Raw genomic sequence first — 16,109 nt, forward strand, 5'->3', positions numbered from 1 at the left:
CGTCGAGCGCGGCGCGGATGGTTTTCAGCACCGCGTGGGTTTCGGGCAGGTTCTCGTTGTTGGTGCCGTCGCGCTCGATCAGATAGGGCACGGCGTCGAGCCGCAGCCCGTCCACGCCGAGATCGAGCCAGAAGCGCATGACGTTCAGCACCTCTTTCAACACGCGCGGGTTGTCGAAATTCAAATCAGGCTGGTGCGCGAAGAAGCGGTGCCAGTAGAAGGCGCCGGCCGTCTCGTCCCAGCTCCAGTTGGATTTCTCCGTATCGACGAAAATGATGCGCGTACCGGCATATGTCTGGTCGCTGTCGGACCAGACATAAAAATCGCGCGCCGCCGAACCGGGCTTGGCGGCGCGCGCGCGCTGGAACCACGGATGCTGATCGGAGGTATGGTTCACCACCAGCTCGGTGATGACGCGGATCCCGCGGCGGTGCGCCTCATGAATGAAACGCTTCACATCCGCCATCGTGCCGTATTCCGGATGCACGTTGCGGTAGTCGGCAATGTCGTAGCCGTCGTCGCGGCGCGGAGAAGGGTAGAAGGGCAGCAGCCAGATCGCGTTGACGCCGAGACTGGCGATGTAATCGAGCTTCTCGATCAGCCCGGCAAAATCCCCGACCCCGTCATTGGTCGAATCGTAGAATGATTTGATATGGACCTGATAGATCACCGCATCCTTGTACCAATGCGGGTCATCTTCCGTGGCGATCACCGGGCGGTGCTTCATGTCATTCCTGTCCGGCCGACTGGGGCCATGGGCGTTGTCGCTGACACAGCCCACGGCCCAGCGATAGCAAAAATTTTTGCGCCGCTTTTTTTAAAAAGCGGCCGCTTTCTTCCATACGAGATCGTCGCCTTAAAGCATGATTGATCCAAAGCGATCACGCTCTAAGGCCGGGTGCGGAGATGGGCGAGGAAGGTCTCGCAGAAAAGCCGCGCCGTGGTGTGGCAGACTTTCTGGAACAGCGCGTCATGGCGTGCGCGCCGTTCCTCCAGGCTCATCACCAGCCCTTGATGGATCGCGGCCGCGACCTCGTCGGCGTCGATCGGGTTGACGATCAGCGCTTCGGTCAGCTCGTCGGCGGCCCCGGCGAAGCGCGAGAGCACCAGCACGCCAGGATCTTCCGGGTCCTGGGCGGCGATGTATTCCTTCGCCACCAGGTTCATGCCGTCGCGCAGCGGCGTCACCAGGCCGATATTGGCGCGGCGATAGAAGCCGGCAAGCGCGTTGCGGTTCACCGGATGCGTCATATAGCGCAGCGGCACCCAGTCGAAATCGGAGAACTCGCCGTTGATGTCCCCGGCGCGGCGGTCGAGTTCGCGGCGCAGCGACTGGTACGAGCCGACTTCCTGACGTGACCGCGCGGCGATCTGCAGGTAATTCACGGCCCGGCGGTGCTGGGGATAAGCGTAGAGCAGCCGTCCGAACGCGTCGAAACGCAGCGGCAGCCCTTTGGAATAATCCAGCCGGTCCACACCCAGCACCAGCTTGCGGTTGCCCAGGCTTTCATGCAGCCTTGCCGCCTCCGGCGCCAGTTCGGCGCGCTCGGCCAGTTTGGAGAACTTCACGGCGTCGATGCCAATCGGCGTGGTGATCACGGCGACCGCGCGCCCGTGATAGGCATAATGGCCGCTGGGCTGCGGGTGCACGCCAAGCGATTCGGTGACGTTCTTCAGAAACATGTCCGCGTCGGTACTGGTCTGCAAGCCGATCACGTCGCAGGCGGAAAGGGCCGCGACCAGCTCGTCGGCGGACGGCAGCACCTGCAGGAACGAAGGCGGCACGAACGGCACGTGCAGGAAAAAGCCGATGCGGTTTTCCACGCCGAGCGCCCGCAGCTCCTCGCCCATGGTCATCAGCTGGTAGTCGTGAATCCAGACCAGGTCGTCGGGCCGCAACAGCGGCAGCAGCGCCCGGGCGAAGGCGCGGTTGACGGCGCGGTAGGCCTCGTAATCCGGGCGGTTGAAGCGCAGCAGGCCGGTGCGGTAGTGCAGCAGCGGCCACAGCGCGCCATTGGCGAAGCCGTTGTAGAAGCGCTGGTAGTCACGCTCGGCGATGTCGATCGTGGCGTAAGTCACGCCGGACTCGGAGAGCACGACGCTGGCTTCCTCCGAGGTTTCCTCGGCCCGCCGGCCGCTCCAGCCAAACCACATCGACCCCTTGGTCGAGACATCAGCCAGCGCCACCGCCAGGCCGCCCGCCGTCGCCCCTTGCCCGCTCGGCGAGGGTACACGGTTGGAGACAATCACCACACGTCCTGCCTTGGCATCACCCGAGGAGCGGGACCGGGTTTCGGTCGCGCTGGAGGGAGCCTTGGGCAGGTCGCCGTCACTCACGTCTGACGGGAGCGTATTCACCAGAGCCATAGAGACCTAGATTGGCCCCCCTCCGAATTGTTCAACTCTGCGGCCGGTTTATTACTGATTTTCAAGACACTCATCGGGTTGCGTGCGGCCAATGACGTAGATCATTATCTTCAACCTGTCACATCCGCGGTCGGCCCGGTTTGCTAAAGGCATGAAATTGCTCGTCAACAGATTAGGTTAGAGCCTGCATCGTTGCGATGAATGCTCTAAGGCCGAACCAATAGTCCCGGGGAAGGGTGAGCCATGAAGCTGAGCCGTCGTCAATTCGTTTCGACCACCGCCGTGACCGGCGCGGCGCTGGCCGCGGACATGCCGGCGGTCCACGCCGCTGACCCGGCGCTGCCGTTCATCGTGGTCGGCGATTGGGGGCGCCGCGGCCATTACGATCAACGCCGCGTGGCGGTGCAGATGGGCAAGAGTGCTGCGGCGATGGACAGCCGCTTCACCGTTTCGATCGGCGATAATTTTTACGAGAACGGGGTCGAGAGCGTGGACGACCCGCAATGGCAGAGCTCGTTCGAGGAGGTCTACACCGCGCCGTCGCTGTTCACGCCGTGGAAGGTGATCCTCGGCAACCACGACTATCGCGGCAACGTGCAGGCGCAGCTGGATTACAGCCATAAGAGCCCGCGCTGGAACCTGCCGGCGCGCTATTACACCGATAAGCAGACGTTACCGGATGGTGCGACGGCCGAGTTTTTCTATGTCGACACTTCGCCCTTCATCAAAACATATCTCGGCTCGCGGGTGAATATTTCAGGGCAGGATACCGACGCACAGCTCGCCTGGCTGGACCAGGCGCTGAGCGGATCGACGGCACAATGGAAAATCGTGATCGGCCATCACCCGATCTACACCGCGCTTTCCGATGATGACGGCTATGTTCACGACCAGCCGGATCTGATCGCGCGGCTGAATCCGCTGCTGCTGAAACATAACATCCGCATTTATATCTGCGGCCACGATCATTGCCTGCAATCGGTGAAGATGGACGGCGTCACCTATGTCGTGAGCGGCGCCGGTTCCGAGACCTATCGGCCCAACCCGCCGATCCGCGGCGGGTTCGCGTCAGGTTCGCACGGCTTCATGGCGGTGCGGCTTAGCGCGACGCGGCTGGATTACGGCCTGGTCGACATGTACGGTAACACGCTGTTCGCGGAGACCATTACGAACGCCTGAACCATCACGCCGCCGGTCCTGTTTCGCCTGCGAATTTACGCGAAATTGTCATCGTAGCCGTGCGCTTTCCGTGGCAGCTTTTCCGAAAAGCTGCAGGAGAAGCCACAATGACACGGAAACAGAAACATTCTGTGGAGGCGCGGGACGGGCTCGAGGCGGTCGAACTGGGCCAGCCGGGGTTTGCACAGCCGCAGCCGACGCCGGACCCTACCAGATTTTTCATCCGCCACAGCTCCGATAAACAGGCGTACAAGACCATTGACGAGCTGAACCGCGAGCATCGGTTGAAACCGATGCCGTTTCCGGATCCGCGCGGCTTTTCCGACAGCAAGCCGGAGCCGGTGCTGACCTTGGACCAGGTGCTGGCCGAGACAACCACCGCCTCGGCGATCAGCGCTGCTGGCCAGCTGGTGTTCCATTGTATCGGCGATACCGGCAACGTGCGTGGGCCGGAGACCGAGGAGCTGGTCGCCGACAAGATGAGCTCGGATTTCGATGAGCGGAACAGCGCGGACATTCCCGCGTTCTTTTTCCATCTTGGCGACGTGATCTACAATTTCGGCGAGGCCAAATATTATTACGACCAGTTCTACGATCCGTATCGCGACTATCCGGTGCCGATCGTCGCACTCGCCGGCAATCATGACGGCATGGTCGCGCCCGGCGTGCAGACGCCGACCTTGCAGGCGTTTTTGGAAAATTTCTGCCAGAGCGATTTTGTCGTAACGCCGGAGGCGGGCGGTCTGTCGCGCACGGCGCAGATCCAGCCCGGTGTGTTCTACACGTTTGAAGCGCCGTTCGTGCGGATCGTCTGCCTGTACAGCAACACACTGGAAGACCCAGGCGTTATCGCCGACGAGACGGTCGGCGATTCACAGTTGACCTATCTACAGGCGGCACTGCGGCGTGTGAAGCACGAGAAATTTACCGGGGCGCTGATCATCGCGCACCACCACCCGACCTATACGGCTGGATCGCAGCATGGCTGGAGCATCGTGATGCAGGCGCAAATCGACGCCGCCTGCGAGGCGGCGGGGGTTTGGCCGCATGCCGTGCTTTCCGGCCATGCGCACAACTACCAGCGTTTTACCCGCGTCCATGGGAAGACGCAGATCCCCTACATCATCGCCGGCAATGGCGGCCATGCGCTGGCCAGGCTCGGCCGCCGCGGCGAACCGCCATTGCGCACGCCGATGGTGATCCAGAAGGCGACGGGCAACACCGACCAGGTGACGCTGGAGAGCTATGACGACACGCATTACGGTTATCTGCGCATCGTCGTGAGCGCTGCGGTGCTGCGCATCGAATACCACCCGGCCGATGACGGGGCGGGTGTCAAGACGCCGGACGATGCGGTGACGGTGGATCTCGCCACCCGCACCACCAGCTAGAGAAGTAAAGGATAAGGCTACTTTTTGTGAACAAAAAGTAGCAAAAAAACTTTGCTAATCTGGGCCATGGGCGTTGTCGCCGACACCGCCCATGGCCCAGCATAAACAAAAGTTTTTGCGCCGCTTTTTTTAAAAAGCGGCTGCTTTCTTAAGTCTTTGTCCCGACAAACCGCTCCAGCCAATGGATCGTATAATCCCCGGCGATGAATTCCGGGTCCTCCAGGATCCGCTGGTGCAGCGGGATGGTGGTTTTCACCCCGGTGATGACGAATTCGCGCAGCGCCCGGCGCATGCGGGCGATGGCTTCCTCACGGGTGCGGCCATAGGCGATCAGCTTGGCGATCAGGCTGTCGTAATGCGGCGGCACGCGGTAGCCGGCATAGAGCGCGGAATCGACGCGCACGCCGAGCCCGCCCGGTTGGTGGAACATTTCCACCAGGCCCGGTGAGGGCGCGAAGGTTTCAGGGTCTTCGGCGGTGATGCGGCATTCGATGGCGTGGCCGGCGAATTTCACATCTTCCTGACCGTAGCCGAGAGGCGCTCCGGCGGCGATGCGGATCTGTTCGTGCACCAGGTCGAGGCCGGAAATCATTTCCGAGACCGGATGCTCCACCTGCAGGCGGGTGTTCATTTCGATGAAGGAGAATTGCCCGTCCTGGTACAGGAACTCCAGCGTGCCGGCGTTGCGGTAGCCGATTTTCTGCAGCGCCTTGGTCACGGTGGCGCCCAGCGCGTCGCGCTGCGCCGCACTGATTACTGGCGAGCCGGCTTCTTCCAGCACCTTCTGGTGGCGGCGCTGCAGCGAGCAGTCGCGCTCGCCCACATGCACCACGGCGCCGTGATTGTCGGCCAGCACCTGCAGCTCGATATGGCGCGGCTTATCGAGGTATTTTTCCATGTACACGGCGCTGTTGCCGAACGCGGCGCCGGCTTCGGCGCGGGCCTCGCGGAAGGCGGCCTCGAGCTCATCGGCGCTGCGCGCCACCTTCATGCCGCGCCCGCCGCCGCCGGCGGCGGCCTTGATCAGCACCGGGTACTTGATCCGCTCGGCGACTTCCCTGGCTTCCTCGAGCGAGGCCAGTTCCCCGGCCGAGCCAGGAACCAGCGGCACACCCAGATCCGCCATGGTGGTCTTGGCGGTGATCTTGTCGCCCATCATGCGGATATGCGTGGCGGTCGGGCCGATGAAGACGAGGTTGTGCGCCTCCACCATCTCGGCGAAGGCTGCGTTTTCCGAGAGGAAGCCGTAGCCGGGATGGATCGCCTCGGCGCCGGTGATCAGCGCGGCGGAGATGATGGCCGGCATGTTGAGGTAGGAATCGCGTGCCAGCGGCGGCCCGATGCAGACGCTCTCATCGGCGAGGCGCACATGCATGGCGTCGGTATCGGCGGTGGAATGCACGGCGACGGTGGCGATGCCGAGTTCCCGGCAGGCCCGCAGCACCCGCAATGCGATTTCGCCGCGGTTGGCGATGAGGATCTTTTTGAACATGGTGATGCGCCTACTCAATAATGAGGAGCGGCTCGTCGAACTCCACGGGGGCGCCGGAGGTCACCAGGATCTGCTTCACGGTGCCAGCGCGCGGCGCCTTGATCTGGTTGAAGGTCTTCATGGCCTCGATCAGCAGCACCGTGGCCCCGGCCTCCACGCTCTGCCCGGCGCTCACATAGGGGGCGCTGCCCGGCTCGGCGGAGAGATAGGCGACGCCGACCATCGGGCTCTTCACCACGCCCGGGTGCTTGGCCGGGTCGGCCTTGGCGGCGGGTTCCGCCGCCAGGGGGGCGGCCACGGCGGCGGGTGCGGGCGGTGCCATCACCGGCACGCTCACCGGGGTCAGGGTCCGCGCCAGGCGCACTTTGCGGTCGCCTTCGGCCAGCTCGATTTCCGAGAGGCCGGTGGAGTTGATCAGCTCCGCCAGGACACGCAGGGCTTTGGGGTCAAAAGAGAGGCTCATTGATCTTCTTCCAGGATGTCGGACAAGGCGATGAGGGCGAGCCTATAGCCCGCGAAACCCAGCCCGCAAATCACCCCGTCGGCGGCGTGGGACACATAGGAGTGGTGGCGGAAGCTCTCGCGCTGGTGGATGTTCGAAAGATGGACCTCGATCACCGGGATATCCAGAGTCTGGATCGCATCCATGAGTGCCACCGAGGTGTGCGAATAGCCGGCGGGGTTGATGATCAGCCCGGCGGCGCGGCCGCGTGCCTCCTGCACCCAGGAGATCAGCTCCCCTTCCAGATTGCTCTGGCGGAAGTCGATCGACACGCCCAGCCCCTCGGCCGTCTCGGCGCAGAGGGTTTCCAGGTCATCCAGGGTGCCGGTGCCGTAGATCTCCGGTTCGCGGAGTCCGAGCATGTTGAGGTTAGGGCCGTTGAGGACGAGTATCAGAGGAGCTGCCATGCAGGTTCCGCTAGCACAGCAAAATCGCTTCGGACAAATTTGCCGCGCGCTTGGCCTTGCGACCGGGACGGCCGACGCCGATAATGCGGGGTATGAGCAACACTCTGGAACAGCTGCGTCTGACGGTGAACGGCGAGCCCATGAGTCTGGTCCGCGGCACAACGTTGGCGGGGCTGATCGCCAAGCTCGGCTTGGATACCCGCAAGGTGGCGGTGGAGCGGAACCTGGAAATCGTGCCGCGCTCGACCTATGCCCAGCTCGTGCTGGAAGAGGCCGACGCCTTGGAAATCGTACATTTTATCGGCGGAGGCTAGGATATGGACGGGGCGATTCATAGCGACGATGCCTGGACCGTGGCGGGGCGCCGTTTCGCGTCCCGGCTGATCGTCGGCACCGGCAAGTACAAGGACCTGCCCACCACGGCGGCGGCGATCGAGGCCTCCGGCACCGAGATGGTCACCGTCGCGGTGCGGCGCGTCAACCTGTCGGACCGCAACGCGCCGATGCTGCAGGACTATGTCAGCCCGTCGCGTTACACTTATTTGCCAAATACCGCCGGCTGCTTCACCGCGGACGAGGCGGTGCGCACCTTGCGCCTGGCGCGCGAGGCGGGCGGCTGGAACCTGGTGAAGCTCGAAGTGCTCGGCCCTCCGCCCACCCTCTACCCGGACATGGCGGCCACGCTGCTGGCCGCCGAGGCGCTGATCAAGGACGGGTTCGAGGTGATGGTGTATTGCTCCGACGACCCGATCGCAGCCAAGCGCCTGGAGGAGATGGGCTGCGTCGCGATCATGCCGCTCGGCGCGCCGATCGGCTCCGGCCTGGGCGTGCAGAACCCGCTGATGATCCGCATGATCATCGAGAACGCGAAAGTGCCGGTGCTGGTCGATGCCGGGGTCGGCACCGCCTATGACGCCACCTTCGCCATGGAGCTGGGCTGTGACGCGGTGCTGGTCAATTCCGCCATCGCCATGGCCGACGACCCGGTTCTGATGGCAAGGGCGATGAAGGCGGGGGTCGAAGCCGGGCGCTTGGCGTATCGCGCCGGGCGCATCCCGCGCCGCGATGCCGCCAGCGCCTCCAGCCCAATGACCGGGCTCATCCGCTAGGGCATGCGGCGGGCGCTGCACGCCGCTCCTGAGATACTCGCCAATTTCGTCGCCCCTTATGGCGTCTACGAGATGCTCGCCGCGCATTGGGGCGATACCGACGCGCTGATCGCCTCAGCCGTGCCGCCGCTGCTCTGGAGTTTTTACGAACTGGCCAAGACGCGGCGGGTGGATGCCATTTCGGTGGTCGTGGTCAGCGCCATCCTGCTCACCGTCGGCGCCACGTTCATGGGCGGTTCGGCGCGGCTGATCCAGATGCGCGACGCGATGGTCACCGGCGTCGTCGGCGTGATGTTCCTGGCCACGCTGGGGATGAAAAAGCCGATGATTTTCTACCTCGCGCGCGCCACAGTGGCGCGCGGCACCGCGGACGGGGCAGCGGAATATGAGCTGGTGTGGGAACGGCCGGGCGTGCCCCAGGTGTTCCGCGTGCTCACTTTGGTCTGGGGCCTCGGGCTGGTGGTGCAGACAAGCTGCATGTGCTGGCTTGCCTGGATTTGGCCGATCGGCCGGTTTCTGCTGCTCTCGCCGTTCATCTCGTTCGGCATTTTCGGCCTGCTGATGTTCTGGAGCCTCGGCTATATCGCCCGCCGCCCGGCGGCGCGGGCGATCCTCGCGCGCTGAAAAGGAAGCACTATTTTTTGTGAACAAAAAGTAGCAAAAAAACTTTTTTATGCTGGGCCATGGGCGTTGTCGGCGCCAACGCCCATGGCCCAGCATAAAAGAAGTTTTTGCGCCGCTTTTTTCAAAAAGCGGCTGCTTCTTGCTTTACCCGTTGGGATTATTGCCGGGCAGACGGCAGTCGGCGAAAGTCCGGCCGGTGAAAGGCGACCAGAGCTGGGTTTGGCCGAATAGCGGCAGGCCGAGATAGCCGCGCAGGCCCAGCCTGCCATCGGGCCGCAGGGCGATGATGGCGTCGTAGGAGTCCCCATCGCGCGGATCCTGGACGTAACCGCCCCAGCGCGTCGCCTCCGTGCCGATCCGCCTTGTGGTGCGGAGCATGACGAACCCGCATTGCGGGCGGCCTAGCCAATCCATCGGCATTGGGTCGCCGGCATGCCGGACGATGATGCCCACGATCCGGCCGCAGAAATTCGCGCCGCACGGAGAAATCTGGATCACCGCCTGGCGGTTCGCCGTCAGCCAGCTTCCGGTCGGCGCGGGGGCGGAGGCCGCTCCCGCCGGGCCGGCCAGGAGCAGAAAAGCGCTGGCGCAGAGGCGCCGCAAGCCGGGTCTTTTCAGCAATGTTGTCGCGCGGGCTTTACGAAGCATCGCCCAGGAAGCGTTTGATGCCCTGGATGGCCTCGGCCAGGCCGGAGCGAATAATCGGCGCCTGTTCGGGGAAGGCGGTGAGTAGCCGGCTCGGCATCTGGCGGTCCAGCAACACGAACACGCCGCGGTCGTCGGCGCGGCGGATCAGCCGCCCGAAAGCCTGGCGCAGCCTCAGCCGCACGATGGCGTCGTCGTAATCTTTCGGCGTGCCGCCGGAGAGGTGCGCGCGCCGGGTGCGGTGCAGGATGTCCGGCCGCGGCCAGGGCGTGCGCTCGAACACCACCAGCCGCAACGCGTTGCCGGGAATGTCCACGCCGTCGCGCATCGCATCGGTGCCGAGCAGGCAGGAATTCTCCTCGGCGCGGAAGATGTCCACCAGCGTCGCGTTGTCCATGGCGTCGACATGTTGGGCGTAGAGCGGGATGTCCGCGGCCTCGAGCTTGGAGGCGATGCGGGTATGGACCGCGCGCAGCCGCGAGATGGCGGTGAACAGGCCCAGCCCGCCGCCGCCGGCGGCCTGGAACAGCGCCTGATACGCGCCGGCGAGCTGGCCGATATCCTGGCCGTTCACGTCTGAGACCAGCACGATGCGGGTGCGGTCGGCATAGTCGAAGGGCGAGTCGAAGGCCGCGCGGATCGCTGGGGCGGCAAGGTGCGCGGCTCCGGTGCGCGCTTCCGCGCCGGCCCAGGCGGTCTCGGTATCCACCCCGTCGCGCAGGGTGGCGGAGGTGATCAGCATGCCGTGCGCGGGCCTGGCGATGGTCTCGATGAAGGCTTGCGTCGGGTCGAGCAAATGCGAGAGCAGTGCGATGTCGCGGTCGGTCCCGGCCTCCCGGTCGAGGCGCAGAAACTCGATGTTGGCCGGCCGCGCGCCGGGTATTTTCGCGCCGGCGCCGGGCAGCGCGTCGAGGATGCGCCGCCAGGCGGTGAGCGGGTCTATGGCCCGGCGTTTGAGGCTGCGCGCCGCACCTTCGAGGCGCTGGCGGGTGGTCTCCTCCAGCTCCGGCTCGTTTTCCAGCCGCTCCAGGAAGCGTTCGCGCAAGGCCGCCAGCGGCACGCGCAGCCGCTCCAGGGCGCGGGAGAGCAGTTCCGCGGCCGGCAGAATTTCCGGGTCGATCGGGTGCAGGTCGACCTCGAAGGCCATGCCGCCGCGCAGATCGGGTTCCGAGGCGCGGGCCCGCGCCTGTACCCTGAGGGCGCGCAAAAACGTTTCCGCCGGGTTGTTTTCGGACAGCAGCTCCGGGTCGAGGCGGGTCGAGAACATCGGCGCCGGCAGCGCCCTGGCTGCGATCAACGCGGCTTCCAGCTTCGGCACCATGCCCTCGTCGCTGGCCATCATGTCTTCCAGCCGGCGCTGCAGCCCGCGCGCCCGGGAGCGCGTGCCCTCCGCGCCCAGCAGCCAGCGCCGCAGCTCGGCCATCGCGGCCCCCGACAATTCCACCGAAAACGCGCTGTCGGCGGCGTCGAAAATATGGTGGCCCTCGTCGAACACATAGCGCGTCGGCACGTAATCGTCGTCCAGCCCGCCCCAGACCGCCTGGGCCATCACCAGCGCGTGGTTGGCGATCACCAGATCCGCCTGGCGCGCGTCGCGGATCACATGTTCGATCACGCAAGCGCCATAATGCGGGCAGGCGGCATGGATGCACTCGCCGCGCCGGTCGGCGATCTGCGCAAGCAGCGCATGGCCGAACAGCTCAGCGAACCAGCCTGGCAGATCTCCCCCGAACAGGTCGCCATCCGCACTTGCCATCGCCCAGCGCGCGATCAGGCCGAGCGGCATGGCATAGCGGTCCGCCCCCATCGCATCTTCGAAATTCAGCAGGCAGAGATAATTCTCCCGCCCCTTGCGCAGGACGATTTTTGTCTCTGACCCAAGCCTTGCGGCTTCGGCTTCGATCTGGCGCTGCAAATGGCGGGTGTAGGTGGAGATCCAGACGGAACCCTTGTTCTGTTCCGCCCAGACGCTGGCCGGGGCAAGGTAGCCCATGGTCTTGCCGGTGCCGGTGCCGGCCTCGGCCAGCACCAGATGCGGGCTGCCCTCAGCCAGGCGCGGCGCGAAAGCGTTGGTGGCGGCCGAGGCGTAATCGGCCTGCGCCGGGCGTTGTTCGGCGCCGGGGCCGAGCAGGGTCGCCAGCCGCGCCCGTGCCTGAGCCGGTGTGACGGGGAAGGCGGCGGGCGGCGGGCGGGGCGCTGATTCTTCCCAGCGCGGCAGGCGTTTCCACAGCCGCATGGCCATGCCGTCCGGCTGTGCGGCCGGTTGGCCCAGCGCCGCCAGCACGAACCGGGTCCAGCCCCAGCCGGGCGCCGAATAGCTGGTCGCCCCCATGCGCGCGGCGAGCCCGGCGGCGTCGCGGTTGGCCGGCAGATCTTTGCCCGCCGCCAGCCGCGCCAGCAGCGTCTCGGCCATTTCCGCCAGCGCCATCGCGGCGGTTTCCTGGCTCGTGGGCGGGGTCATGTCCAAGGCCCGCGCCAGCCCCGCAGGCGTGGGCGCCACGCTCTGCGCCGGGCAGACAAAGGCGAAAAGTTCCAGAAGGTCCAGCACCGCCACGTCCGGGTTGCCCAGGCGCTTGAGCGTCGCCGGTCCGTGCACCACCAGAGGCATGCGTTCGCCCAGCAAGGCGGCGGCGTTGGCCGGGGTCGGGGAGAGAAACTCCCCATCCTCGGTCAGCAGCACAGCGCGGCCGTGACCGGCGATGAGGGCGGAAAATTCCGGCAGAAAAGACATTCTGCGCTGTTATAGGAGCCGGGGCCGATTTCGCCATAGGGGAAGGAAGTCTACTTTTTGTGAACAAAAAGTAGCAAAAAAACTTTGCTATGCTGGGCCATGGGCGCGGTCGCCGACAACGCCCATGGCCCAGCATAAAAGAAGTTTTTGCGCCGCTTTTTTCAAAAAGCGGCTGCTTTCTTTTCTCCGAGAAGCCGACAGTTGCGAGACATGGCCGCCGGCTTTAGACCTGACCCTTATGAGCGAACCTACCCAGAACCAGCTGAGCTGGCCTTTCCGTGAAGCTGAACGCATCGCCGAGCGCCTGAAAGAGAAAGGCAAGACCAGCGCCTTGTTCGAGACCGGCTACGGCCCGTCCGGCCTGCCGCATATCGGCACGTTCGGCGAGGTCGCGCGTACCAGCTGGGTGCGCAACGCCTTCACCGCGCTCACCGGCCTGCCCTCGCGCCTGATCGCCTTCTCCGATGACATGGACGGGCTGCGCAAGGTACCGGACAATGTGCCCAACAAGGACATGCTGAGGGAATTTCTCGGCCGCCCGCTCACCAAGGTGCCGGACCCGTTCGGCACGCATGAGAGCTTCGGCGCGCACAACAACGCGCGGCTGCGGTCGTTTCTGGATTCCTTCGGGTTCGACTACGAGTTCGCCTCTTCCAGCGATTATTACCGCTCGGGAAAATTCGACGCAGCACTGCTGCACGTGCTGGCCCGGCATGACGAGATCGTCGAGATCATCCGCCCGACGCTCGGGCCGGAGCGCCGCGCCACCTATTCGCCGATCCTGCCCATCCATCCGCGCACCGGCATCGTCATGCAGGTGCCCATCGAGCAGGTGGACGTCGCGCAGGGCACCGTGTTCTGGACCGACCCCGCGAACGGTACGAAATACGAGACGGCGGTGACCGGCGGCGGCGCCAAATTGCAGTGGAAGGCCGACTGGGCGATGCGCTGGTACGCGCTGGACGTCGATTACGAGATGTCCGGCAAGGACCTGATCGATTCCGTGAAGCTCTCCTCGGCCATCGTCCGCGCGCTTGGGGCTGAGCCGCCGGTGACGCTGACCTATGAGCTATTCCTGGACGAGCAAGGCCAGAAAATTTCCAAGTCCAAGGGCAACGGGCTCTCGGTTGAGGAATGGTTGACCTATGCGCCGCCGGAGAGCCTGGCGCAGTTCATGTATCACGCGCCGCAGCGCGCCAAGCGGCTGTTCTTCGACGTGATCCCGCGCGCCGCCGACGATTACATCGCCAATGTGTCGGCCCTGGGCGACAGCGCCGACCCGCACGGCAACGCCGCTTGGCACATCCATGGCGGCAAGCCGCCGGCGAATGCCGGCTCGCCGATCGGCTTCGGCATGCTGCTGAACCTCGCCTCGGTGATCAACGCGGATTCTCCGGAGATGCTCTGGGGCTTCATCCGCGCCTACATGCCCGAGGCCGGACCGGACACTTATCCGTTCCTGGCGACGCTGGTGGAGCGGGCGGTGACCTATAACCGCGACTTCGTCGCACCGAAGAAGCGTTTTCGCGCCGCCACCGAGCAGGAGCGTATGGCTCTGGCGGACCTCGCCACCCGGCTGAAGGGCGGCGGCGAAGACTATCCGGGCGAGACGTTGGCCGAACGCCTGCAGAATCTGGTCTATGCGGTCGGCAAGGAGCAGAAATTCACGCCGCTGAAAGCCTGGTTCGACTGCCTGTATCAGGTGCTGCTGGGGCAAATGGAGGGGCCGCGTTTCGGCGGGTTCATCGCGCTCTACGGGATCGAGCGCACGATCGCGCTGATCGAGACGGCTCTGGCGCGGGCCCAGGAAGCGGCCTGACCGAATGGCGGTCCGGTGACGCCCGCCGCTCGCAGACTGTTAAGAATCCTGCCGCCGGTGCTGGGCCTGCTGGTGCTGGCGGGCATCAGCGCCGGGCTGCACGGCGCGCTCAAACATGTGCGCGTGGCTGACGTGTTCGACGCGGTGCGCGCGATCTCCCACCGTGAGCTTCTGCACGCGCTGCTGCTGTTGTGCGCTTCGCTCTGCGTGATGATGGCCTATGACGTTCCCGGCATATTGTTCGCGCGGCGGCTGGTGAGTTTTCCCAGCCTGAAGCTGCAACGGGTCGCTCTGGCCTCGTTCTGTGCCTATGCGCTCAGCCATGTACTGGGCGCGCCGGCGATCTCGGCGGCGGCGATCCGGGTGCGGCTCTATGCGCAATGGATGGTGCCGCCGGCCGGCATCGCCCGCATCATCGCGCTGTCCGGCAGCACGTTTTTCATCGGTCTCGGCGCGATGCTCAGCATGATCCTGCTGCTGTGTCCGAGGGATATGCCGCTGTTCGGCCATGCCGTGCCGCCCTGGTCGCTGCGTGCCCTCGGCGCCGTGCTGGCGACGTTTTTGCTGCTCTACGTGGTGGCGGCGCAGAAGCGGGGCGTGCTGACGATTCTCGGGCGCAGCATCAACCTGCCGGGTTACCGCCTGGCCTTTCTCCAGGTGGGGCTGGCCTGCGCCGACACCGCCATCGCCTGCGCCATTCTCTTCGCCGTGCTGCCACCCAGCCCGGACCTGACCTACCTGCGCACGCTGGGCATTTATCTCGCGGCCTTCACCGGCGGGCTGTTCAGCGGCCTGCCGGGCGGGGTCGGCGTGTTCGATTCCGTGCTGCTGCTCGGCCTGACCTTCTATCTGCCGCCGGCCACCGTGCTGGGCGCGATCCTGCTGTTCCGCCTGCTGTATTTTTTGGCCCCCGCCGCAGTGGCCGCCTTGTGCTATGCCGGGCACGAGGTCTGGATCAGTTTCAACAAAGCCAGGAAGTGAAAGGAGCCGCTTTTCGAGCCAAGCGGCGCAAAAACTTTTGTTATGCTGGGCCATGGGCGTTGTCAGCGACGACGCCCATGGCCCAGATTAACAAAGTTTTTTTGCTTCTTTTTGTTCACAAAAAGAAGCCCTCCCTTCGCTCTGGTACCTTGGCTTGGGTGTAAACTCGTCAATTTTTCCGTCCTTGCGCAGCGCGTCTGCGCAAGCAGCCCGCCCGACTCTTCGACTTAAGGAGGAGGGCGGGGAAATCAAGCATCATTCGTAATGCCTGACGCCGGCGTGGTTGCTTGTTCAGGTCATGACCGCACCAGGCGGGCGATGAAAAACCCGTCAAGGCCGCCGCGCTCCGGCCACAGGCCCGGATGCGTGCGTACATCGCCCTGCGCCGTCACCGCCTCCGGCATCTCCGGCAGGCGGAGCGGATCGCGCTTCAGGCCGAGCCGGACGCAGGCGGCGTCGATGCGCGCCGCACCTTCCTCCGGCTGCAGCGAGCACACGGCATAGACCAGCCTGCCGTCCGGGGCGAGCATTTCCGCGCCGGCGTCGAGCAGGGCATCCTGGGCTTTGGTCAGTGTCTGCACGTCGCGCGGCTTGCGCAGATGCAGCAGGTCCGGGTGGCGGCGGATCGTGCCGGTGGCGCTGCAGGGCGCGTCCAGCAGGATCGCCGGGAATTTCGCGCCCGGACGCCAGGTCGCGGCGTCGGCGAGAACGGTCTCGGCGCTCAGGCCAAGCCGGGCCAGATTGCCCTTGAGTGTGCCCATACGGGCCGGATCGCGCTCCACCGCGGTGACGATGCCGCCCCCGGCGGCAAGCTGCGCGGTCTTGCCGCCGGGGGCGGCGCAGAGATCGAGCACGCGCTCGC

The 16,109-nt window shown here is 65.1% G+C and carries 15 protein-coding genes; 7 read left to right on the plus strand and 8 right to left on the minus strand.

The window, feature by feature from the left end; genetic code table 11:
* Both VGG47_RS06090 and VGG47_RS06095 read right to left on the minus strand, forming a co-directional pair.
* Positions 1-727: alpha-amylase family glycosyl hydrolase (locus tag VGG47_RS06090; protein ID WP_331536479.1), on the minus strand; the 727-nt coding region annotated here is incomplete at its 3' end.
* A gap of 161 nt (positions 728-888) precedes the next feature.
* Positions 889-2,253, minus strand: a complete 1,365-nt coding sequence (locus VGG47_RS06095) for an alpha,alpha-trehalose-phosphate synthase (UDP-forming) (protein ID WP_408841604.1) — start codon at positions 2,251-2,253, stop codon at positions 889-891.
* A 357-nt stretch (positions 2,254-2,610) separates the two neighbouring features.
* Between VGG47_RS06095 and VGG47_RS06100 the strand changes: the two genes are divergently transcribed.
* Both VGG47_RS06100 and VGG47_RS06105 read left to right on the plus strand, forming a co-directional pair.
* Complete coding sequence (locus VGG47_RS06100) at positions 2,611-3,546, plus strand: purple acid phosphatase family protein (RefSeq protein ID WP_331536483.1); 936 nt, start codon at positions 2,611-2,613, stop codon at positions 3,544-3,546.
* Positions 3,547-3,653: 107 nt separating this feature from the next.
* Entirely contained in the window at positions 3,654-4,937 is a 1,284-nt protein-coding gene (locus tag VGG47_RS06105; protein ID WP_331536485.1) for a metallophosphoesterase family protein, read from the plus strand.
* A 148-nt stretch (positions 4,938-5,085) separates the two neighbouring features.
* Here the strand turns inward: VGG47_RS06105 and accC are convergent, their stop codons facing one another.
* The 3 genes from accC to aroQ are packed head-to-tail and all read right to left on the minus strand — an operon-like array spanning position 5,086 to position 7,338.
* On the minus strand, positions 5,086-6,429 hold the full coding sequence (gene accC / locus VGG47_RS06110; RefSeq protein WP_331536487.1) for an acetyl-CoA carboxylase biotin carboxylase subunit: 1,344 nt from the start codon (positions 6,427-6,429) through the stop codon (positions 5,086-5,088).
* A gap of 10 nt (positions 6,430-6,439) precedes the next feature.
* Complete coding sequence (locus VGG47_RS06115; protein ID WP_331536489.1) at positions 6,440-6,892, minus strand: acetyl-CoA carboxylase biotin carboxyl carrier protein; 453 nt, start codon at positions 6,890-6,892, stop codon at positions 6,440-6,442.
* Positions 6,889-7,338 (minus strand): type II 3-dehydroquinate dehydratase, encoded by a 450-nt coding sequence (gene aroQ / locus VGG47_RS06120; protein WP_331536491.1) that lies wholly within the window; start codon positions 7,336-7,338, stop codon positions 6,889-6,891. The genes VGG47_RS06115 and aroQ overlap by 4 nt, the downstream gene beginning before the upstream one ends.
* A gap of 92 nt (positions 7,339-7,430) precedes the next feature.
* On the opposite strand from aroQ, the gene thiS reads away from it, so the two are divergent.
* Genes thiS through VGG47_RS06135 form a run of 3 tightly spaced genes read left to right on the plus strand, consistent with a single transcriptional unit; the run spans position 7,431 to position 9,071 of the window.
* Positions 7,431-7,652, plus strand: a complete 222-nt coding sequence (thiS, locus tag VGG47_RS06125; protein WP_331536493.1) for a sulfur carrier protein ThiS — start codon at positions 7,431-7,433, stop codon at positions 7,650-7,652.
* A 3-nt stretch (positions 7,653-7,655) separates the two neighbouring features.
* Positions 7,656-8,447, plus strand: a complete 792-nt coding sequence (locus VGG47_RS06130) for a thiazole synthase (protein ID WP_331536496.1) — start codon at positions 7,656-7,658, stop codon at positions 8,445-8,447.
* 3 nt (positions 8,448-8,450) lie between these two features.
* A complete protein-coding gene (locus tag VGG47_RS06135) occupies positions 8,451-9,071 on the plus strand; it encodes a VC0807 family protein (protein WP_331536498.1) in 621 nt (206 codons plus the stop codon).
* A 144-nt stretch (positions 9,072-9,215) separates the two neighbouring features.
* Here VGG47_RS06135 and VGG47_RS06140 read toward each other — a convergent pair whose 3' ends face one another.
* Together VGG47_RS06140 and VGG47_RS06145 are read right to left on the minus strand one after the other, a co-directional pair.
* Positions 9,216-9,674, minus strand: coding sequence for a DUF2147 domain-containing protein (locus VGG47_RS06140; RefSeq protein WP_331536500.1), 459 nt, complete (start codon positions 9,672-9,674; stop codon positions 9,216-9,218).
* A gap of 34 nt (positions 9,675-9,708) precedes the next feature.
* A complete protein-coding gene (locus VGG47_RS06145) occupies positions 9,709-12,447 on the minus strand; it encodes an ATP-dependent DNA helicase (RefSeq protein ID WP_331536502.1) in 2,739 nt (912 codons plus the stop codon).
* Positions 12,448-12,685: 238 nt separating this feature from the next.
* Between VGG47_RS06145 and VGG47_RS06150 the strand changes: the two genes are divergently transcribed.
* Positions 12,686-14,266, plus strand: a complete 1,581-nt coding sequence (locus VGG47_RS06150; protein ID WP_331536504.1) for a lysine--tRNA ligase — start codon at positions 12,686-12,688, stop codon at positions 14,264-14,266.
* Between the two features lie 15 nt (positions 14,267-14,281).
* Complete coding sequence (locus tag VGG47_RS06155) at positions 14,282-15,247, plus strand: hypothetical protein (protein WP_331536506.1); 966 nt, start codon at positions 14,282-14,284, stop codon at positions 15,245-15,247.
* Between the two features lie 296 nt (positions 15,248-15,543).
* On the opposite strand, the gene VGG47_RS06160 is transcribed toward VGG47_RS06155, so the two are convergent.
* The coding region (locus VGG47_RS06160) for an RsmB/NOP family class I SAM-dependent RNA methyltransferase (protein WP_331536508.1) at positions 15,544-16,109 on the minus strand (566 nt) is incomplete at its 5' end.

It is taken from the genome of Acidocella sp. (assembly GCF_036489515.1).
Classification (GTDB): domain Bacteria; phylum Pseudomonadota; class Alphaproteobacteria; order Acetobacterales; family Acetobacteraceae; genus Acidocella.